The following is a 21,735-nucleotide window of genomic DNA, read 5'->3' on the forward strand; positions in this document are numbered from 1 at the left end:
ACGGTACGTTTCTTCGGCGGCGTCACAGTTGGGAGGTTATGGGCGCTTCCCCACCCCCGCACCCGGAAGGCGCGCGCCGGCCGACGTGGTCAGGGGAGGGCGATCGCGGTCAGGGCGGGGAGGGCGAGGACCGCCGTGGTGTCGACGAGGACGGCGTCGGCGTGGCCGATGCCCGGGTGTTCCCAGAACCACCGGGGCTTGCCCGTCGTCACGTCCAGCGCGGACAGGAAGGGGCCCTGCGGCACCCGGCCGAACCGGCCCCGGCTGCCGCGCGCCGACTTCACGTACAGCAGCCCCCCGCGCACGCCCACCAGCTGGAGCGCACAGCCGCCGTCGTGCTGCGCCATCCGCTGGCGCCACCGCTCCCGCCCCGTGGCCGGGTCGAACGCGAACACCAGATCGCCCTTGTCCTGCGGCCGCCGGCCCGCCGCGTACACCACCGGGCCGGCCGGCAGGACCGCCGACGGCGTGCCCAGTTCCGCGGACCACAGCTCCGTGCCCCGCCGCCGGTCCAGCGCGCGCAGCGCCGTACCGTCGCGGACCGCGACCACGCCCTCGGAGACCGGCGGCGCGCCCGGGGGCACCAGCACCCGGCCCGCACCGCGCTGCCAGGTCCACAGCAGCGCGCCGCCGTCCAGGTGCAGGCCCAGCAGCGTGTCGCGGCTCGCCAGCACCAGGCAGTCCCCGCCCACGGCCGTCCGCAGCGAGGGGTGGTAGCGCCCGGGCCGCCGCCAGCGGACCTCCCCGGTGTCCGCGGCCAGCGCCGTCAGCTCCCGCTCGCCCGCGTACAGGACCAGCCCGCCCGTCACCGTCAGGGGCGACTGGTCCCGCCGGGCCGGGCCCGCCTCGGGCAGGTCCCGCCACCACCGCACGCGGCCGTCCCGGGGTTCGCGGGCCAGCAGCCGTACGCCGGTGCCCTCGGCCTGCTCCACGGCGACGGCGACCGTGTCGGCGTCGGCCGCGCAGAGCACCCGCTGGCGCTCGTCCAGCGGTGGCGCGGGCACGCCCTCGTCGGCGGCCGCCGTCCACCGGGTGCCGCGGCCGTCGCCCCGTACGGCGCCCACCTCCTCGCCCGCCGTCCAGACCACGCCGTCCCCGGCGGCGCACACGGCCTCCGGGTGCGCGCCGGTGAACCACTGGCGTGCGCCGGGGGAGGTGTCCGCGGCCGGTACGGGGGTGGCCGCTTCGGCGTTGACCGCGAGCACCGCGCCCTCACGGGGCCGGGCCCCGGGGTCGGCGGCCGCCTCCGGAAGCCACGGTGTGCGGCGCGCGCCCACGCACTCCTGGGCGAGCCGGGCCAGCTCACGCGCCCGCTCGGGGGCGTCGAGCAGATCACGGGCCGCGGCCGCGCGCTCCCGGGCCGCCGCCAGGCCGAGGAAAACCGGCCGCTGCCGCGCCGCGCCCTGTCCGCGCGCCCAGGCCAGCGCCGCCCGGACCCGGTCCCCCCGCTCGTCGTCGGAGGCGCTGCCGTCCTGACGCAGGACGGCCTCCGCCTTGTTGCGCAGCCGTTCGGCCTCGACGAGGCGGCCGGCCTCGGCGTGCTCGGCCGCGTGCTCGCGCAGCCAGGCGGCGTACTCCGGCACCCAGCGCGCGTACGCCCGCTCCGCCGCGCCGAGCGCCTCGGCGGCGCCGCCCCGGTCCCCGGCGGCGTCGAGTTCGCCGGCCATCCGGCACAGCAGCTCGACCCGGTCCGCGCCGTCCAGGATCTGACCGGCCAGCAGCAGCGCGGCGGGCAGGTCCCGGCGGCTGAGCACCACGATCATGTCCGCGTGCGTGCTCACGCGCAGGATGACGTCGCCGATCCGGGCCTGGTGCGCCCGGGCCAGCGTGAAGTCGGTCTCGGCGGTGGCCACGGCCACCCGGGCCCAGATCCGGTCCGCGGCCGCCGACCCCTCCTCGAAGTACCGCCGGGCGAGCGCGGCGCCGCGGGCGGGCGAGACGCGGGCCAGCTCCTCGGCGACCAGGCGCAGCGGCGCCGGCCGGTTGGACCCGAAGACGGTGAACAGCGCCTGCTGGGCGTCGGTGAGCAGCCGCTCGCTGCGGGCGGGCGCGTGCCGCGAGGTCCGGCGGGCCAGGAAGGTCAGCAGTTCGGCGACCCGGACCCCGTTGCCCTGCCCGTCGGTCCACGCGTACCGCTCGGCGCCCTCCAGCAGCCGGCCCGCGAGGGCGGCGTCGAAGTGGGCCGCCGCGTCGGCCGCGGCGGCGAGCGCCTCGACGCGCAGGTTCTCCCTGTCGGGCACCGCGGCCCGCAACGCCTCCTCGGCCTCCAGCACCAGCTCGCGGGCGAACTCCCGTACGGCTTCGGGAACCGCGTCGCCCGCGGCCCCCTCGGCGGGGTCCGCGTCCGGGTCCGTGGCCACACTCCCGGCCGCGTTCCGGTCCGTGGCCCCGTCGGCGCTCCCGGTCCCGCTCCGGTCCGCGGGCCCGTCGGGGGTCCCGTCGGGGGGCCCGGTCGTGCCCCCGGCCGCCTGCGGGGCGCCGCTCCCGTCCGCCGGCTCCCCGTTCGTGCCCCCGGCCACCGGATCCGGCGATCCGGCCGCCCCGGTTCCGCCCGTCTCCTCCGTCCCGCGGCCGTCCGTACCGGCCGGCACGCGCGGATCGGCCACCGTGGCGGCGTGCCCGGCAGCCGCCCCCGCCGCACCCGCCGGATCAGCCGCCCCCGAAGGACCCGCGGGGCCGGGACCGCCCGCCCCCACGAGGCCCCGCAGGGCCTTGGCCACCACCGCCGCCGACTCCGGCCGGTCCGCCCGGTCCTTCGCCAGCAGCGTCTGCACCAGCCGTTCCAGTTCCGGCGCCACCGGGAACCCGGCCTCCCGGAGCGGCATCGGCACCTCCTCGACGTGCCGGCGCAGCAGGACGTACGGCGACTCGGCCGCCCCGAACGGCGGTTCGCCGCTGAGCATCTCGCGCAGCACGCACCCCAGCGCGTACAGATCGCACCGCGCGTCCACGTGCGCGCCGTGCCACTGCTCCGGCGCCATGTACGGCGGCGAGCCGAACCAGCGGCCCGTGACCGTCCAGCCCGCCGTCGCGTCCGAGGAGTGCGCGATGCCGAAGTCGCAGATCTTGACCCGGTTGCCGGGCAGGACGAAGAGGTTGGCGGGTTTGAGGTCGCGGTGCACCACCGCCTGCTCGTGCGCGGCGGCCAGCGCCTCCGCCGTCTGCGCCGCCAGGTCCACCGCGAGGGCCTCCGGCAGCCCGCCCGCCGAGCGGCCCAGCAGCGTGCGCAGGTCCTCGCCCGCCAGCAGTTCCATGACGATGAACAGCCGCCCGGCGTGCCGGCCGACGTCGTGCACCACCGTGATGCCCGGGTGCTGCAACCGTGCCCCGATGGTGGCCTCGCGCCGGAACCGGCTGACCACCTCGTCGTTCTCCGACGCCGCCTCCAGCAGCACCTTGACGGCCACGGACCGGTCCAGCGTCAGGTCGTACCCGCGCCACACCTCGCCCATGCCGCCCTGGCCGAGCCGCTGGTCCAGCCGATACCGGCCGGCCAGCTCGTCCCCCACCCGCACGCGAAGCCCCCTGACATCACACCGGTCGGCACCCGGCGTTCTCCCAGGGGGCATTGTGTACCGTGATCGCGCTAACGGGGGTCGGAACGCCGACGCCCGATCTTGCTTCCCAGCCAGACCAGCGGGTCGTACTTGCGGTCCACGGCCCGTTCCTTCAGCGGGATCAGCGCATTGTCGGTGATCTTGATGCCCTCGGGGCACACCTCCGTACAGCACTTGGTGATGTTGCAGTAGCCCAGACCGTGCTCGTCCTGGGCCGTGGCCTTGCGGTCCAGGCCCGCCTCGGCGGCCGCGTCCAGCGGGTGCATGTCGAGCTCCGCCACCCGCATCAGGAAGCGCGGGCCCGCGAAGGCCTTCTTGTTCTCCTCGTGGTCACGCACCACGTGGCAGGTGTCCTGGCACAGGAAGCACTCGATGCACTTGCGGAACTCCTGCGAGCGGTCGACGTCCACCTGCTGCATCCGGTAGTCGCCCGCGGCCACCCCCTGCGGGGGCACGAAGGACGGCACCTCCCGCGCCTTGGCGTAGTTGAACGACACGTCCGTGACCAGGTCCCGGACGACGGGAAAGGCCCGCAGCGGGGTCACTGTGATCGTTTCCTCACGGGTGAAGGTCGACATCCGCGTCATGCACATCAGCCGCGGCCGGCCGTTGACCTCCGCGCTGCACGAACCGCACTTGCCCGCCTTGCAGTTCCAGCGGACCGCGAGGTCAGAGGCCTGGGTGGCCTGCAGCCGGTGGACGATGTCCAGCACCACCTCGCCGTCGTGCACCTCGACGGTGAAGTCCCGCAGCTCGCCGCCGTCCGCGTCGCCCCGCCAGATCCGGAAGCGTGCGTCGTAGGTCGTCACTCGTAGAGCTCCTCTTCGGCGAGGTACTTGACCAGCTCTTCCTTCTCGAAGAGTGCGAGCAGGTCGGGTCGGATGGGTTCCGTACGGGTACGGGCGAGTCGGATCCGGTCGGCCGCCGGATCCGCCGGGGGCGGGTCCACCGGGTGGCACACCAGGTTCACCGGCCGCCAGTCCCGCTCCATCGACGGGCAGTCCTCGCGGGTGTGGCCGCCGCGGCTCTCGGTGCGCTCCAGCGCGGCGCGGGCCACGCACTCGCTGACCAGCAGCATGTTGCGCAGGTCCAGCGCCAGGTGCCAGCCCGGGTTGAACTGGCGGTGCCCCTCGACCCCGGCCCGCGAGGCCCGCACCCGCAGGGCCCGCAGCCTGCCGAGGGCCTGCTGCATCTCGCCCTCCCGCCGGATGATGCCGACCAGGTCGTTCATCGTCTGCTGGAGCTCCTGGTGGAGCGTGTACGGGTTCTCCGCCCCGTCCTCGGCGCGGAACGGGGCCAGGGCCTCCGCGGCCGCGACGTCGATCTGCTCCTGGGCGACGGCCGGGCGCGCGGCCAGCTCCTCGGCGTAACGCGCCGCGTGCAGACCCGCGCGGCGGCCGAAGACCAGCAGATCGGACAGCGAGTTGCCGCCGAGCCGGTTCGAGCCGTGCATGCCGCCCGCGACCTCGCCCGCCGCGAACAGGCCGGGCACGCCGACCGTGGCCGCGGTGTCGGACTCGACCGCGATGCCGCCCATCACGTAGTGGCAGGTCGGGCCGACCTCCATGGGCTCGGCGGTGATGTCGACGTCCGCCAGCTCCTTGAACTGGTGGTACATCGACGGCAGCCGCCGCTTGATCCGCTCCGCCGGCATCCGGGTGGAGACGTCGAGGAACACGCCGCCGTGCGGGGAGCCGCGGCCCGCCTTGACCTCGGAGTTGATCGCGCGGGCCACCTCGTCGCGGGGCAGCAGCTCGGGGGGACGCCGGTTGTTGTCCGGGTCCTCGTACCAGCGGTCGCCCTCGGCCTCCGTCTCGGCGTACTTCTCCTTGAAGACGTCCGGGACGTAGTCGAACATGAACCGCTTGCCCTCGCTGTTGCGCAGCACGCCGCCGTCGCCGCGCACCGATTCGGTGACGAGGATGCCCTTCACCGACGGGGGCCAGACCATGCCGGTCGGGTGGAACTGCACGAACTCCATGTTCAGCAGCGGCGCGCCGGCCAGCAGGGCCAGCGCGTGCCCGTCGCCGGTGTACTCCCAGGAGTTGGAGGTCGTCTTGAACGACTTGCCGATGCCGCCGGTGGCGAGCACCACGGCCGGCGCCTCCAGCACGAAGAACCGGCCGGACTCGCGCTCGTAGGCGAAGACGCCGCTGACCCGGCCGCCGTCACCGCCGTCGCCACCGTCACCGCCGTCGCCGCCGTCACTCCCGTCCTTCAGGACGCGGGTGACCGTGCACTCCTGGAAGACCTTCAGGCGGGACTCGTAGTCCCCGGTCTCCTTGAAGTCCTCCTGCTGGAGGGCAACGATCTTCTGCTGGAGGGTGCGGATGAGCTCCAGGCCCGTGCGGTCGCCGACGTGGGCGAGCCGGGGGTACTCGTGCCCGCCGAAGTTGCGCTGCGAGATCCGCCCGTCGGACGTGCGGTCGAACAGCGCGCCCCAGGTCTCCAGCTCCCAGACCCGGTCCGGGGCCTCCTGGGCGTGCAGCTCGGCCATCCGCCACTGGTTGAGGAACTTGCCGCCGCGCATGGTGTCGCGGAAGTGCACCTGCCAGTTGTCGCCCTCGTTGACGTTGCCCATCGAGGCCGCGATGCCGCCCTCGGCCATCACCGTATGGGCCTTGCCGAACAGGGACTTGCAGATCACGGCCGTACGGGCGCCCCGCTCGCGGGCCTCGATCGCGGCCCGCAGCCCGGCGCCGCCCGCGCCGACCACGACCACGTCCCACTGCTGCCGGTCGACTTGAGCCATGTCAGAAGATCCTCGGGTCGGTGATGGTGCCGGTCGCGAGCAGGTACACGTAGAAGTCGCACAGCGCCACGCTGATCAGCGACGCCCACGCCAGCTGCATGTGACGGGAGTTGAGCTTCCCGACCCAGCCCCACAGCCGGTAGCGCACCGGGTGCTTGGAGAAGTGCTTGAGCCGGCCGCCGATGATGTGCCGGCAGGAATGGCACGAAAGGGTGTAGGCCCAGATCAGTCCGATGTTGACGAGGAAGATCAGGGTGCCCAGACCCATGTGGCCCCACGCGTACGTCTCGTCCCGGAAGGTGAGGACGGTGTCGTACGTGAGGATGCCCGCGACCGGCACCGCCGCGTAGAAGAAGTAGCGGTGCATGTTCTGGAGGATCAGCGGGAAGCGGGTCTCGCCGGTGTACTTCGCGTGCGGCTCGGCGACCGCGCAGGCGGGCGGCGAGGCCCAGAAGCCGCGGTAGTAGGCCTTGCGGTAGTAGTAGCAGGTCAGCCGGAAGCCGAGCGGGAAGATCAGGATCAGCAGCGCGGGGGACAGGCCCCACCAGCTCCCGAAGATCTCCCAGTTGGGGCCGTCCTTCATCGGGACGCAGTTCTCCGCCAGACAGGGGGAGTAGAAGGGCGAGACGTACGGCGCCGCGTAGTAGTCGGCGTTCGCGAAGGCCCGCCACGTCGAATAGACGATGAAGGCGAACAGCCCTGCCGCGGTGACCGCGGGGGACAGCCACCAGCGGTCGGTACGCAGATGCCGGGCCGCGATCGCGGCCCGGGAGATGTCGTGGACGCCGGTCAGCTGCCGGGGTCGCGGTGGTTCGGTGCCTGTGGCCAAGGGGAACTCCGGGTGGAGTGGTCAGGGGTGGCCCAGGAGACCCAGCCGCGCACGGTGCGCGGCTGGGCCTGATGGGGTAGCGGGGGTACGGCTTGTGGGCTCAGGGTGCCCGACGGTCGCGGGCTCCGAGTCCCTCGTCGTCGCTGTCGGTCCACAGCGCGTTGTCGTACGGGGCGTCCGGGATGGTCACCATCCGGGACGGATCCGGTGCGGCGCCGGGGCCGCCCGCCGGTTTCTGCCGCGCGGCCTTCCGCTCCAGCTGCTCGACCTTGCGCGTCAGCTCGTCCAGGTTGCGCCGTACGGCATTCAAATCGTCCTGCAGGGACATGACTTGCCCTCACTTCCGCAGGTTGCGGTGGCAACGCTCATGTGCGCCTGCGAGTGTCGCGCCTCGCGTCCCCGGTTGTGAAGGGACGTGCAGCGATTGCGGGCGCGCAGGCGCGATCTGTGCGCCCCTCCCTGCTTCCATTTTCATCCCTCGTCCGAGGGAACGCGCGTCCGCGGGCGGGCGGGATTGGTCCGCACGGGTGGGGTTCGCGGCGTGGCGCGCGGCGGGTGCGCGGGGCGGGCCGGGGCGTCGATTTCAGTGGGTTTCGACATCAGTGTGATCAGCTCCAAATACCGCCATTAGTGATCACGTACGCGACGTGCGCGATCGAGTACGCGACCCGCTCGCCCCCGCCCCGGAGGTACCACCCATGTCCCAGAGAAGGCGCAGCTCCTTGGCGCTGCTGACCTCGGGCGTCCTCGCGCTGCCGCTGCTCGCGGGCTGCGGGGCCGACGACGAGGGAGGCTCGCCCGCCGCCGGGCCGGACATCGCCGCGACGGCCCGGGAGCAGGTGAAGGACGGCGGTGTGCTGCGGTGGGCCGTGGACACCCTCCCCGAGACCCTGAACTCCTTCCAGGCCGACGCCGACGCCACCACGTCCCGGATCGCGGGGGCGGTGCTGCCCCAGCTGTTCGTGATGGACGCCAAGGGCCGGCCGGTGGCCAATCCCGACTACCTGGAGAAGGCCGAGGTCGTCGCGCGCGAGCCGAAGCAGGTTGTCCTGTACAAGCTCAACCAGCAGGCGGTGTGGAGCGACGGGCGCGAGATCGGCGCACCGGACTTCGTGGCCCAGTGGCGCGCCCTGAACGGCAAGGACTCGGCGTACTGGACGGCCCGCAACGCCGGCTACGACCGCATCGAGAAGATCGAGCGCGGGGCGAACGACCTGGAGGTCAAGGTCACCTTCGCCAAGCCCTACGCCGACTGGCGCTCGCTGTTCACCCCGCTCTACCCCAAGCAGGTCACCGGCACGCCGGAGGCCTTCAACGAGGGGGCGCGCGGCACCCTGAAGGTGACCGCCGGCCCCTTCAACCTCGGCACGATCGACAAGAAGACCGGCACGGCCGCCCTCTCGCGCAACCCGCGGTGGTGGGGCCGGCCCGCCAAGCTGGACACCCTGGTCCTCACCGCCGTGCCCCGGGCGCAGCGCCCGGCGGCGCTGGCCGCCGGGAAGCTGGACCTCGCGGAGATCGACCGGGCGGCCGCGGACCGGATCGCGCTGGCCAAGCGCAAGGACCCGGCGGCCCAGGGGGCGCACGGGCCCTCCACCGAGCTCACCCCGGACCAGGCCACGCTGGCCTGGGCGAACGCCCACAGCGCGGACGAGGAGGTCGTCCGGGCCGAGATGCAGGCGCGGGCGAAGCGGGCGGAGGCCGTCCGTACGTACGCCGAGGAGCAGCGGGCGCTGGTCGGCTTCACCGTCCGCAAGTCCCTGGAGCCCGCCTACACGCAGCTGGCGCTGAACGGGGCCACCGGACCGCTGGCCGACGAGCGGGTGCGCCGGGCCGTGGCCCGGGCGCTGGACCGGCAGGCGCTGGCCGAGGTCGTCCTGAAGCCGCTGGGCCTGCCGGCGAAGCCGGTGGGCAGCCACCTGGCCCTGGCGGGGCAGCACACGTACGCCGACAACAGCGGCGCCCTCGGTTCCCAGGACACCAAGGCGGCCCTGGCGCTCCTCGCCGACGCCGGCTGGCGCCAGGGCGGCAAGCTCAACGTGCCCGCCGGCACCAAGGCGGGCGCGCAGCGGACCGGCAGCGACGACGCCAAGCGGGCGGCGGGGCCGGGCACCGGCAGCGACGGCCTCTACATCGTGGGCCAGGACGACGAGCGCAACGGCGACCTCTCGGCGGTCGGGGCCGCGGCGCGGGCGGCGGCGGACGCGCCGGGGGCGGTCCCGGCCACCGCGGCCGAGCGGCGGGCGGCGGCCGCGCGGGCCAAGAAGGCCGCGGAGTCCGGCGGGGTCGCGGCGCTCTTCGCCCAGCTCTCGGGCCGGCCGGCCACCGGCGCCGTGCCCGCCGGGGTGCACCGGCTGCCCGGTGACGACGTCGTCCGCCCGGCGGAGGGCGAGCTGCCGGAGGGGCTCGCGTACGGGCCCGACGGCGAGATCGTCGACGCCGACGCGTTCGCCGAGGGGACCCAGGGCGCCCCGGGCGCCGAGCCGGGCACCCAGGGCGCCCCGCAGGAGAAGGGTTCGACGAACCTGGTCGCCCCCGCGCCCTTCGCCGAGCAGCAGGAGGCCGCGCTGCTGGCGCAGTCCGAGGCCCTCCGGGCCGGCACCACCGCCGACGCCGACGACGCCAAGCGCAACCCGGCCCGCGACGGCGCGAGCACCCCGCCGGCCGCGCCCGCCAAGCAGGCCGCCAAGACGTCCGGGGCCATGCTGGCCAAGGACGGCAAGCCGCTCGCCCTGCGGTTCGTCCTGCCCTCGGGCCCCGGCTCGGATTCGCTGCGCGCGGTCGGCGACCGGATCGCCCTGATGCTCAAGAAGATCGGTATCGCCACCGAGGTGACCAAGGTCTCCGACGACAGTTTCTTCAAGGACCACATCGCCTCGGGCCAGTACGACCTCGCCCTGTACTCCTGGCCCGCGACGGCCTTCCCGGCCACCGACGCCCGCCCGATCTTCGCCAAGCCCGAGCCCGCGGCGGACGGCTCGCTCCTGGTGGAGCAGAACTACACCCGGGTCGGCACCGACCACATCGATCAGCTGTTCGATCAGGCGCTCGGCGAGCTCGACGAGAAGCAGTCCCGCGAGCTGATGCGCAAGGCGGACGCCCGGATCTGGGCCGCCGCCGGCTCCATCCCGCTCTACCAGCGCCCCGAGCTGGTCGCGTCGAAGCCGGGCGTGGTCAACGCCGGCGCCTTCGGCCTGGCGGCGCCCCGCTACCAGGACATCGGATGGAAGAAGCCCGCCCCCGCGAAGGGCAAGAAGAACAAGTGACGACGCCCGGGTGAACCCGGGGCCGCAAGCTCAGAACTGACTCAATTCACTTGCCCGCCGGATTTCCGGCGGGCAAGGTCGTACCTGCCCATTGACCCGATGGACCAGCGCCGGACGGCCACCCCCACCCTCAGCCGTCCGGCCTCTTGACAGCCCCCCGGCAGGCGCTTCCCGCCACGCGACGTACCATGGGGTAAGGCCGTGGCAGGTTTTCCGCCCGGCGAGGCTCGCGTGCCGGACCGTACGCGACGCCATCCACGATCCCGGGAGAAGCGCCGCAGTGCCCACGCGCCACGACATCCGAAACGTCGCCATCGTCGCCCACGTCGACCACGGCAAGACGACCATCGTCGACGCCATGCTCAAGCAGGCCGGTGCCTTCGCCGCCCACCAGCAGCTCGACGACCGCATGATGGACTCGAACGACCTGGAGCGTGAGAAGGGCATCACGATCCTCGCCAAGAACACGGCGGTGAAGTATCACCCCAAGGACGGCGGGGCCCCGATCACGATCAACATCATCGACACCCCCGGCCACGCCGACTTCGGTGGCGAGGTCGAGCGCGGTCTGTCGATGGTCGACGCCGTCGTCCTGCTGGTGGACGCCTCCGAGGGTCCGCTGCCCCAGACCCGCTTCGTGCTCCGCAAGGCCCTGCAGCAGCGCAAGCCCGTCATCCTCTGCATCAACAAGACGGACCGCCCGGACTCCCGGATCGACGAGGTCGTCAACGAGACGTACGACCTGTTCCTGGACCTGGACGCCGACGAGGACCAGATCGAGTTCCCGATCGTCTACGCCTGCGGCCGTGACGGCATCGCCTCGCTGACCAAGCCGGAGGACGGCACCGTCCCGGCGGACTCCACCAACCTGGAGCCGTTCTTCTCCACCATCCTCGAGCACGTCCCCGCCCCGACGTACGAGGAGGAGGCGCCGCTCCAGGCCCACGTCACCAACCTCGACGCCGACAACTTCCTCGGCCGTATCGCGCTCCTGCGCGTCGAGCAGGGCGAGCTGCGCAAGGGCCAGACGGTCGCGTGGATCAAGCGGGACGGCAGCGTCTCCAGCGTCCGCATCACCGAGCTGATGATGACCGAGGCGCTCACCCGCAAGCCGGCCGAGGTCGCCGGCCCCGGTGACATCTGCGCCGTCGCCGGTATTCCCGAGATCATGATCGGCGAGACCCTGGCCGACCCGGAGAACCCGATCGCGCTGCCGCTCATCACGGTGGACGAGCCGGCCATCTCCATGGTCATCGGCACCAACACCTCCCCGATGGTCGGCCGTGGTGGCTCCGGCAAGGGCGCGGACGCCAAGGCCGCGGTCAAGGACCGCAAGGTCACCGCCCGCCAGGTCAAGGACCGCCTCGACCGCGAGCTGATCGGTAACGTCTCGCTGCGCGTGCTCGACACCGAGCGCCCGGACGCCTGGGAGGTCCAGGGCCGCGGTGAGCTCGCGCTCGCCATCCTGGTCGAGCAGATGCGCCGTGAGGGCTTCGAGCTGACCATCGGCAAGCCCCAGGTCGTCACCAAGGACGTCGACGGCAAGACGTACGAGCCCGTCGAGCGCATGACGATCGACGTGCCCGAGGAGCACATGGGCGCGGTCACGCAGCTCATGGGTGTCCGCAAGGGCCGCATGGACAACATGTCGAACCACGGCTCCGGCTGGGTCCGCATGGAGTTCGTCGTTCCGTCCCGTGGCCTGATCGGCTTCCGTACGGAGTTCCTGACCCAGACCCGCGGCACCGGCATCGGCCACTCGATCCACGAGGGCCACGAGCCGTGGTTCGGCCAGCTGGTCACCCGTAACAACGGCTCCCTGGTCGCCGACCGCGCCGGTGCGGTCACCGCGTTCGCGATGACCAACCTCCAGGAGCGCGGCGTGCTGTTCACCGACCCCGGCACCGAGGTGTACGAGGGCATGATCGTCGGCGAGAACTCGCGCGCCGACGACATGGACGTGAACATCACCAAGGAGAAGAAGCTCACCAACATGCGCTCCTCCTCCGCCGACTCCTTCGAGGCGATCGTCCCGCCGCGCAAGCTCTCCCTGGAGCAGTCCCTGGAGTTCTGCCGCGACGACGAGTGCGTCGAGGTGACCCCGGAGGCCGTGCGCATCCGCAAGGTCGTCCTGGACCAGAAGGAGCGCTCGCGCACCGCCTCGCGCGCCAAGGCCGCCAAGTAGCCTGCCGCCAGGGGTAACTGACCTCACAGAGGGTCGCCCAGCCCGGTCCCGCACGGTTTCGTGCGGGGCCGGGCTGTTCGCTTGTGTCAAGCGGATTATGTCGATCTGATGTCCGGATACCGACCGTCACACTCCGGAAGGTGTGCTAACCGTCCGTTTCGCGTGTGTCTGTCTCTGATCCCTTTGTCCGGATTTCGGGTTTCTGGCGGGGATCGATGTTGTGAAAACGAGACCACTTAAGTGTGGTTTACGGTCTGGGCGTCCCTGAGGATGGCTCCATTGAGCTCGGGTCAATGGGTCACGCGCTGTGGGGAGCGCCGACTCACGAGCACACTCGGGGCACTGTTCCTATCGCCGTCAGGGGTGTCGGCGAAACGTACCTGTGTCCCTCAAGTCGATCAGTGGACTCATGAGGAGGAAACCCATGCGTGGTGCCAAGAGCGCCAAGTGGGTCGCGGGCGCGATCATCGTCGCCCTTGCGGCGACTGCCTGTGGTGGCGGGGACAAGAAGGACGACGCGGGCAGCGCCGGTGGCGGCACGTTCCGCTTCGGCAGCACCGAGCCGGACACCATCGACCCGGGCCGTGCGCACGAGTCCACCGGCGTCGTGGTGGCGAACGCTCTCTTCACCGGCCTGTACGGAAACACGCCGGACGGCAAGATCGAGCCGATGCTGGCCGAGTCGGCCACCCCGGACGACGCCTGCAACAGCTTCACCTTCAAGATCAAGTCGGGCACGAAGTTCTCCAACGGCGAGCCCGTCGACGCCGAGTCCTTCGCCCGCGGCTGGGCCCGTGTCGCCCACAAGGCCGCCGCCTCCGATGTCGCGTACCACTTCGCCGGCATCAAGGGCTACAAGGAGCTGAAGGAAGGCACCACCACCACCTTCGCCGGTGTCACCACGCCCGACGCGTCCACCATCAAGGTCGACCTGAGCGCCCCGGACTGCGAGTTCACGCTCAAGACCGCGCACGGCGCCTACAGCCCGGTCCCGAAGGTCGCCAAGGTCGGCGAGGAGGACAAGGCGTTCGGCGAGGCCCCCATCGGCAACGGTCCGTTCAAGATGGACGGCGCCTGGGAGCACAACAAGTCCATCAAGCTCGTCCGCAACGACGACTACGGGCTGGAGAAGGCGAAGCTCGGCAAGGTCGAGATCGAGATCCTCAACACCAAGACCGCCCAGCAGCTCGAGTACGAGGGCTTCCAGGCCGGCAAGTTCGACTACGCCCACATCCCGACCCCGCAGCTGAAGGTCGCCGAGGCGAAGTACAAGCCGCAGGGCAAGTGGTTCACCAAGGACACCACCGGCATGAACTTCGTTCTGCCGATCGGCGACAGCGCTCCGCTGAACAACGTGGACGCGCGTCTGGCCGTCTCCTACGCGATCGACCGCGAGGCCATCGCCAAGGGTGTCTTCCAGGGCTTCCAGAACCCGTCGTCCTCCATCGTGCCGCCGGCGTTCCCGACCTCGTACCAGAAGGGCGTCTGCGGCTCCTGCGTCAAGCAGGACGTCGCCAAGGCCAAGGAGCACGCGGAGAAGGGCGGCCTGAAGCCGGGCACCGAGATCCGCTTCTCCTTCAACTCCGGTGCGGGCCACGAAGAGTGGGTCCAGGCCATCGCCAAGCAGCTCGAGGACGTCCTGGGCGTCAAGGTCAAGCTCGACGGCAAGGACTTCCCGGGCATGCTGAAGGAGCAGCAGAGCTCCTCGGCCTCCGGCCTGTACCGCTTCGCGTGGGGCGCGGACTACCCGACGGCGGAGAACTTCCTCTTCCCGCTCCTGCACTCGACCTCGATGGCCAAGGACGCGGACGGCAACGTCACGGGTGACAACCGCGCCCGTTACAACAACCCCGCGTTCGACAAGCTGATCGACGACGCGCGCGCCACCAAGGACGAGGCCGCCCGCATCAAGATGTACCAGGCGGCCGAGAAGATGGCGATGGACGACATGGCCCTCATCCCGACCTTCAACCGTACCCAGCACCGCCTGATGGCGACCGACAAGTTCAACGGTCTGGACGACATCAACTTCAACGAGGACCCGATCCTCGAGAAGATCTCGCTCAAGAAGTAAGCGGTTCCTGACGGGAGATCCGTCACGAGCGCACGCGCCGCGGCCCCCGGGTGACCCGGTGGGCCGCGGCCCCGCTCGCCAGGGCCGTTTTCACTTCGGCACCCCTCACATTCGCGGGCTCCCCCGCCCGCCGAGAGCCGGTCCGTCGTAAGGACCGGAGGCCGCTGCTCCCAGAAGCGGCCAGGTAGAGAGGCAAAACATGGGAAGGTACGTCGCCCGTCGCCTCGGGCAGATGGTCATCACGCTCATCGGCGCGACCATGGTTCTGTTCGCTTGTCTGTTCGTGCTCCCCGGCGACCCCGTGGGTTCGATCGCGGGCAGCGACAAGGCACGTGACCCCGCAGTGGTCGCGGAGCTCCACAAGCGGTACGGACTGGACAAGTCGCTGCCCGAGCAGTACGTCAACTACGTTGCGAAGGTCGCTACCGGTGACCTCGGCGAGGACTACGTCCAGCGGCGCGAGGTCAGCGAGATCCTCGGCCCGAAGCTGGTCAACACGGCCAAGCTGGCCGTCTTCGCCATCATCCTGGTCTCGGCGCTCGGCATGGCCGTCGGCATCATCGCCGCGCTGAAGAGATACAGCATGCTGGATGTCACCACGACATTCATGACGACCATGCTGGTCGGCTTCCCGACCTTCGTCATCGGCTTCCTGCTCAAGCGGTTCCTCGCCATCGAGCTGGAGATCCTGCCGATCGGCGGTGACGACTTCCAGGCGCTGATCCTTCCTGCGGTCACCCTCGCCATCGTCGATGTGGCGTTCGTGGCCCGCCTCACCCGCGGCACGATGCTGGAGGTGCTGCGCGCCGACTACGTCAAGACGGCCGTGGCCAAGGGACTCCCGCGCCGCCGCGTGCTGTTCAAGCACGTCCTGCGCAACTCCGTCATCCCGGTCGTCACCTACCTGGGCATCGCCTTCGGCGGTCTGCTCGGTGGCGCGCTCATCACCGAGACCATCTTCAACTGGGACGGCGTCGGTCTGGCCATGGTCCAGGCCGTGCAGCAGCAGAACAACCCGATCGTGGTCGGTGTGGTGACGTACAGCGTCGGCATCTTCATCCTCCTCAGCCTGGTCGTCGACCTGCTCTACGCAGCCCTCGACCCGCGCATCCGACTCAGCTGACCGTCCCCCAAGGAGAAAATTCCTATGTCTGAGCTCGTCAAGAGCCCGGCGGTGGGTGACGAGGCCCCCGCGCCGGCGACGACCACCGAAGCCGCACCCAAGCAGGTCACCCAGTGGGGCGAGATCCGCCACCGCTTCTTCCAGAACAAGCTGGCCGTCGTCGGTCTGGGCATCGTCACAGTGCTCTTCCTGACCGCCGCGTTCGGCAACATGGTCACCCCGTACGACCCGCAGGCCCAGAACCTGATGAACACCCTGGCCTCGCCGGGCGGTGACCACTGGATGGGCACCGACTCGCTCGGCCGCGACGTGTTCTCGCGTCTGCTGGCCGGCGCCCGCATCGCCGTCATCGTCGGTCTCGCGTCGATCCTCTTCGCCGTGCTGATCGGTGTCTTCATGGGCGCGATCGCCGGTTACTTCGCCCGGTTCGCCGACACGATCATCATGCGCGCGGTGGACGTCTTCCTGGCGTTCCCGCTGCTCATCGGCGCCATGGTCATCATCCTGGTGACCGGCCGCGGCGTCACCCCGGTCATCATCTCGCTGGCCATCTTCTCGTGGGCCACCGTCGCCCGACTGCTGCGCAGCTCGATCCTGTCGGTCCGTGAGATGGACTACGTCCACGCGGCCAAGGCGCTCGGCGCCAGCGGTCCCCGGATCGTGCGCAAGCACATCCTGCCCAACTCGCTGACCGCGGTCCTGGTGTACGCGACGTTCAACGTCGGCACCGCGATCATCGGTGTGGCCTCGCTGTCCTTCCTCGGCGCCGGCGTCCCCGTGGACGTCCCCGAGTGGGGCAACATGCTCGCCGACGGCCAGCAGTTCATCGGCGTCGAGGACCACCTGTGGATCTTCCCCAGCCTGTTCGTCGTCGTCACCGTGCTCGGCTTCGCCTTCGTCGGCGACGGCCTGCGTGACGCGCTCGACCCGAAGCTGCGGTAGGTCCCCGCGATGCTCCGAGACAACATCAGCAAGCAGGACGAAGGTGGCGGCGTGACGACGTCGGAGATTCTCAGCGGGACGGAGGCCGGCGCCAAGCCCGGCACCCCGCTGCTGGAGGTGGACAACCTCCATGTCGAGTTCAAGACCCGTGACGGGGTCGCCAAGGCCGTCAACGGCGTGAGCTACAGCGTCGCCGCCGGCGAGACCCTCGCCGTGCTCGGCGAGTCGGGCTCGGGCAAGTCCGTGACCGCGCAGGCGATCATGGGCATCCTCGACAGCCCGCCCGGACGCGTCTCCGGGGGCGAGGTCCGCTTCCACGGACAGAACATCCTGGCCATGCCCGAGGAGGAGCGCCGCAAGCTCCGGGGCGCCAAGATGGCGATGATCTTCCAGGACGCGCTGTCGTCCCTGAACCCGGTCTTCTCCGTCGGCGACCAGCTCGGCGAGATGTTCACCGTGCACCGCGGCATGTCCAAGAAGGACGCCCGGGTCAAGGCCGTCGAGCTCATGGAGCGCGTGAAGATCCCCGCCGCCAAGGCGCGCGTGGGGGACTACCCGCACCAGTTCTCCGGCGGTATGCGCCAGCGCATCATGATCGCCATGGCGCTCGCCCTGGAGCCGGACCTGATCATCGCCGACGAGCCGACCACGGCCCTCGACGTGACCGTCCAGGCCCAGGTCATGGACCTCCTCGCGGAGCTCCAGAGCGAGATGAACATGGGCATGATCCTGATCACCCACGACCTCGGCGTCGTCGCCGACGTCGCGGACAAGATCGCGGTCATGTACGCGGGCCGGATCGTCGAGACCGCCCCGGTCCACGAGATCTACAAGCGCCCGTCGCACCCGTACACCCGCGGCCTGCTGGACTCGATCCCGCGCCTGGACCAGAAGGGCCAGGAGCTCTACGCGATCAAGGGTCTGCCGCCCAACCTGCTCAAGATCCCGAGCGGCTGCGCCTTCAACCCGCGCTGCCCCAAGGCGCAGGACATCTGCCGCACGGAGATCCCGGCCCTGCACCCGGTCACGGAGCAGGACGGCACCGAACTGCCCGGCCGCGGCAGCGCGTGCCACTTCTGGAAGGAGACGATCCATGGCTGAGCTCACCAAGAACGCCACCGAGCGCGAGCCGATCCTCCAGGTCCGCAACCTGGTCAAGCACTTCCCGCTGACCCAGGGCATCCTGTTCAAGAAGCAGGTCGGTGCGGTCAAGGCGGTCGACGGGATCTCCTTCGACCTCTACCAGGGCGAGACCCTGGGCATTGTCGGTGAGTCCGGCTGTGGCAAGTCCACCGTCGCCAAGCTGCTGATGAACCTGGAGCGGGCGAGCTCGGGCGAGGTCTTCTACAAGGGCCAGGACATCACCAAGCTGTCCGGGTCCGCGCTGAAGGCCGTGCGCCGCAACATCCAGATGGTCTTCCAGGACCCGTACACCTCGCTCAATCCGCGGATGACGGTCGGCGACATCATCGCCGAGCCCTACGAGATCCACCCCGAGGTGGCTCCCAAGGGCGACCGCCGGCGCAAGGTCCAGGAGCTCCTGGACGTGGTCGGTCTGAACCCGGAGTACATCAACCGCTACCCGCACCAGTTCTCCGGCGGCCAGCGCCAGCGCATCGGCATCGCCCGCGGTCTCGCGCTGAACCCGGAGATCATCATCTGCGACGAGCCGGTCTCGGCGCTGGACGTCTCGGTGCAGGCGCAGGTCATCAACCTGATGGAGAAGCTCCAGGACGAGTTCGACCTGTCCTACCTCTTCATCGCGCACGACCTGTCGATCGTGCGGCACATCTCGGACCGCGTGGGCGTGATGTACCTGGGCAAGATGGCGGAGATCGGCACCGACGCGCAGATCTACGACCACCCCACCCACCCGTACACCCAGGCCCTGCTCTCCGCCGTCCCGGTCCCGGACCCGCAGGTGCGGGAGTCGCGCGAGCGGATCATCCTCACCGGTGACGTGCCCTCGCCGGCCAACCCGCCCTCGGGCTGCCGTTTCCGCACCCGCTGCTGGAAGGCCGAGGACAAGTGCGCCACCGAGGAGCCGCTGCTGGCGATCCCGGAGCGCTTCAAGGGCAAGGACACCCCCGCCGCGCACGAGTCCGCCTGCCACTTCGCCGAGGAGAAGGCGATCCTGGCCGTCTGATCCGGCGCACCGGTTGAGGTGACGAGGGCACAGCCGACACGGCTGTGCCCTCGTCGCACGTCCGGGACCCTCGGGGGCCTTCGGGGGTATCCGGCCGTCCGGCTAAATGGTTTGCGCCGTACCGGCGTACGGCCGGACAGTGACCCGTATGGAGACGCTCACCGTGCGGCCCGCGACCGCGGCGGACGCACCCGCCATCTGCGCGCTGATGAACGCCGTCGACGTGATCGAGATCGGCCGGGAGGAGACCGACCTCGCCGAGCTCGAGACCGAACTGCGCCATCCCGAGATGGACCTCGCCAACGACTCCTGGCTCGCCTTCGAGGGCGACCGGCTCGTCGTGTACGCCTGCCTGTGGTGCGACGGCGAGCCCGAGCGGATCGACGCCGACCACTACGTGCTGCCCGAGCACCAGGACGCCGGCGCGCACGTGCTCGGGCTGCTGGAGCGGCGGGCCTTCGACCGCGCCCGCGAGGGCGGCGCCGACAAGGCCGTCGTCCACCTCAACCTCAACACCGACCCGACCGTCGACACCGACCGGCTCGCCGCCCGGGGCTGGCGCCGCGTACGCCGGTTCAACGTGATGACCCGCGCCCTGACCCCCGAGGCCGACCCGGCCCCGGCCCCGCTGCCCGGACTCACCCTGCGCGACTGCCGTGAGGAGGCCGACCGGCGCCTGGCCCACGCCCTGGTGGAGGAGGCGATGGCCGAGCACTTCGACCACACGCCCCGCAGCTACCAGCAGTGGCTCGACGACCTCGGCCTCGAAGCGGGCTTCGACTGGTCCCTCGTCTGGATCGCCGCCCTGGAGGGCCACGGCGACGTCGCGGTGGCCGTGACCCGCGACAACCGGGCCACCATGGGCTGGATCCGCACCCTGGGCGTCACCAAGGATGCCCGCGGCCGGGGCCTCGGCGGCCACCTGCTGCGCCACTGCTTCGCCGTGTACGCGCAGCGCGGCCGGGACACCATGGGCCTGGGTGTGGACACCCTCAACGCCAGTGGCGCACTGGCCCTCTACGAGGCGCACGGCATGGCCCCGCACTACGCCGTCGACACCTGGGAGATCACCGTCCACCCCCAGGAGTGACAGCCGTGTGGCGGGAGGGTGCAATCGGGCGAACCGACGGTGCGAGGCCCCGCGCATAGGGTGACATTGGGCCCCAGGTCAGTCCTGGGAGCCAAGGAGGCACTCCATGCGCGGAGCCACCCGCACCACGTGGGCCGCAGGTGCCCTCGTCCTCGCCCTCGCGGCGACGGCATGCGGCGGCGGCAGCGACAGCGGTGGCGGTGCGGACATCGTCAGCTCCTCCTGGGGTGACCCGCAGAACCCGCTGGAGCCGGCCAACACCAACGAGGTGCAGGGCGGCAAGGTCCTCGACATGCTCTTCCGCGGCCTCAAGCGCTACGACCCCAAGACCGGCGCGGCCGAGAACATGGTCGCCGAGAAGATCGAGACGACCGACAACCAGAACTTCACCGTCACCCTGAAGGACGGCTGGACGTTCAGCAACGGCGAGCCGGTGACGGCCCAGTCCTTCGTCGACGCCTGGAACTACGCGGCCGACGTCGGCAACAAGCAGAACAACGCCACCTTCTTCGACAACATCGTCGGCTACGCGGACGTGCACCCGGCCAAGGGCGAGCCCACCGCCAAGACCATGTCCGGCCTGGTGGTCAAGGACGCAAAGACCTTCACCGTCGCCCTGAAGGAGAAGTTCTCCACCTGGCCCGACACCCTGGGCTACCAGGCCTTCTCCCCGCTTCCCCAGGCCTTCTTCACCGACCACTCCGGCTGGCTGGCCAAGCCGGTCGGCAACGGCCCGTACACGGTGCAGTCGTACAGCAAGGGCAGCGCGATGCAGCTGCGCGCGTGGGACGGCTACCCCGGCGAGGACAAGGCGCAGAACGGCGGCGTGGACCTGAAGGTCTACACCGACAACAACACCGCCTACACCGACCTGATCGCCGGCAACCTCGACCTCGTCGACGACGTGCCCGCCTCGCAGCTCAAGAACGTCAGGAACGACCTCGGCGACCGCTACATCAACCAGCCCGCCCTCATCATCCAGACCCTCACCTTCCCGATGTACGACCCCGCCTGGGGCAAGCCGGGCATGGAGAAGGTCCGCCAGGGCATCTCGCGCGCCATCGACCGCGACGAGATCACCAAGCAGATCTTCCAGAACACCCGCAGCCCCGCCAAGGACTGGACCTCCTCCGCCCTCGGCTCCCAGGGCGGCTACAAGGACGTCTGCGGCGAGCTGTGCACGTACGACCCCGCGGCGGCCAAACAGCTCATCGAGGCCGGCGGCGGCCTGCCCGGCGGGAAGATGACCATCACCTCGAACGTCGACACCGGATCGCACCGCGTGTGGATGGACGCCGTCTGCAACAGCATCAACAACGCCCTCGGCCAGGGCCCGGTCTGCACGGTCAACCCCATCGGGACCTTCGCCGACTTCCGCAACCAGCAGACCGCCTTCAAGCTGACCGGGCCGTTCCGCTCCGGCTGGCAGGGCGACTACCCCCTGATCCAGAACTTCCTGGAGCCGCTCTACTACACCGGCGCCTCCTCCAACTACGGCAAGTTCTCCAACGCCCAGTTCGACCAGCTCGTCGACGCCGCGAACCGCGAGACCGACAACGCCAAGGCCGTCGCCACCTTCCAGCAGGCGGAGCAGATCCTCGCCGCGCAGATGCCCGCCATCCCGCTCTGGTACCAGAACGGCAGCGCCGGCTACGCCGAGCGCCTCTCCGCCGTCGAGCTGAACCAGTTCAGCGTCCCCGTCTACGACCGCATCAAGGTCGGCTGAACCTCCGGGCAGGCCCCTCCGACCCACCCCCACCCCGGAGAACCC

14 protein-coding genes are annotated in these 21,735 nt (G+C 70.8%); 9 read left to right on the plus strand and 5 right to left on the minus strand.

Translation table 11 applies throughout. The features are described from left to right. Positions 1-89: 89 nt before the first annotated feature. The 5 genes from ACZ6KO_RS16350 to ACZ6KO_RS16370 all read right to left on the minus strand — a co-directional run bounded on the left by ACZ6KO_RS16350 (position 90) and on the right by ACZ6KO_RS16370 (position 7,466). Positions 90-3,515, minus strand: a complete 3,426-nt coding sequence (locus ACZ6KO_RS16350) for a protein kinase domain-containing protein (protein ID WP_469304635.1) — start codon at positions 3,513-3,515, stop codon at positions 90-92. 71 nt (positions 3,516-3,586) lie between these two features. Then, entirely contained in the window at positions 3,587-4,366 is a 780-nt protein-coding gene (locus ACZ6KO_RS16355; protein WP_469304636.1) for a succinate dehydrogenase/fumarate reductase iron-sulfur subunit, read from the minus strand. After that, positions 4,363-6,309 (minus strand): fumarate reductase/succinate dehydrogenase flavoprotein subunit, encoded by a 1,947-nt coding sequence (locus ACZ6KO_RS16360; protein WP_469304637.1) that lies wholly within the window; start codon positions 6,307-6,309, stop codon positions 4,363-4,365. The genes ACZ6KO_RS16355 and ACZ6KO_RS16360 overlap by 4 nt, the downstream gene beginning before the upstream one ends. A gap of 1 nt (position 6,310) precedes the next feature. Next, entirely contained in the window at positions 6,311-7,138 is an 828-nt protein-coding gene (locus tag ACZ6KO_RS16365; RefSeq protein WP_469304638.1) for a hypothetical protein, read from the minus strand. Positions 7,139-7,238: 100 nt separating this feature from the next. Next, positions 7,239-7,466: a hypothetical protein gene (locus ACZ6KO_RS16370; protein WP_469304639.1), complete on the minus strand. Its 228-nt coding sequence runs from the start codon at positions 7,464-7,466 to the stop codon at positions 7,239-7,241. 370 nt (positions 7,467-7,836) lie between these two features. Between ACZ6KO_RS16370 and ACZ6KO_RS16375 the strand changes: the two genes are divergently transcribed. From ACZ6KO_RS16375 to ACZ6KO_RS16415, 9 genes are all read left to right on the plus strand, one after another. Beyond that, positions 7,837-10,404 carry an ABC transporter substrate-binding protein gene (locus ACZ6KO_RS16375; protein WP_469304640.1) on the plus strand — a complete coding sequence of 856 codons (2,568 nt, stop codon included), beginning with the start codon at positions 7,837-7,839 and terminating at the stop codon, positions 10,402-10,404. Between the two features lie 280 nt (positions 10,405-10,684). After that, the gene (gene typA / locus ACZ6KO_RS16380; RefSeq protein ID WP_469304641.1) at positions 10,685-12,589 is read left to right on the plus strand and encodes a translational GTPase TypA; all 1,905 of its coding nucleotides are present in this window, start codon (positions 10,685-10,687) and stop codon (positions 12,587-12,589) included. Between the two features lie 424 nt (positions 12,590-13,013). After that, positions 13,014-14,663, plus strand: a complete 1,650-nt coding sequence (locus ACZ6KO_RS16385; RefSeq protein ID WP_469304642.1) for a peptide ABC transporter substrate-binding protein — start codon at positions 13,014-13,016, stop codon at positions 14,661-14,663. Positions 14,664-14,862: 199 nt separating this feature from the next. Beyond that, positions 14,863-15,786: an ABC transporter permease gene (locus ACZ6KO_RS16390; RefSeq protein WP_469304643.1), complete on the plus strand. Its 924-nt coding sequence runs from the start codon at positions 14,863-14,865 to the stop codon at positions 15,784-15,786. Positions 15,787-15,810: 24 nt separating this feature from the next. Continuing rightward, on the plus strand, positions 15,811-16,728 hold the full coding sequence (locus ACZ6KO_RS16395) for an ABC transporter permease (RefSeq protein ID WP_469304644.1): 918 nt from the start codon (positions 15,811-15,813) through the stop codon (positions 16,726-16,728). A 51-nt stretch (positions 16,729-16,779) separates the two neighbouring features. Further along, positions 16,780-17,829: an ABC transporter ATP-binding protein gene (locus ACZ6KO_RS16400; protein ID WP_469304645.1), complete on the plus strand. Its 1,050-nt coding sequence runs from the start codon at positions 16,780-16,782 to the stop codon at positions 17,827-17,829. After that, positions 17,822-18,874: an ABC transporter ATP-binding protein gene (locus ACZ6KO_RS16405; protein ID WP_469304646.1), complete on the plus strand. Its 1,053-nt coding sequence runs from the start codon at positions 17,822-17,824 to the stop codon at positions 18,872-18,874. Before ACZ6KO_RS16400 ends, ACZ6KO_RS16405 begins: the two co-directional genes overlap by 8 nt. Positions 18,875-19,022: 148 nt before the next feature. Further along, entirely contained in the window at positions 19,023-19,964 is a 942-nt protein-coding gene (locus tag ACZ6KO_RS16410; protein ID WP_469304647.1) for a GNAT family N-acetyltransferase, read from the plus strand. 106 nt (positions 19,965-20,070) lie between these two features. Beyond that, positions 20,071-21,690, plus strand: coding sequence for a peptide ABC transporter substrate-binding protein (locus ACZ6KO_RS16415; protein ID WP_469304648.1), 1,620 nt, complete (start codon positions 20,071-20,073; stop codon positions 21,688-21,690). The last annotated feature ends 45 nt before the right edge of the window (positions 21,691-21,735 follow it).

This window comes from Streptomyces sp. NPDC042102, from assembly GCF_055582305.1.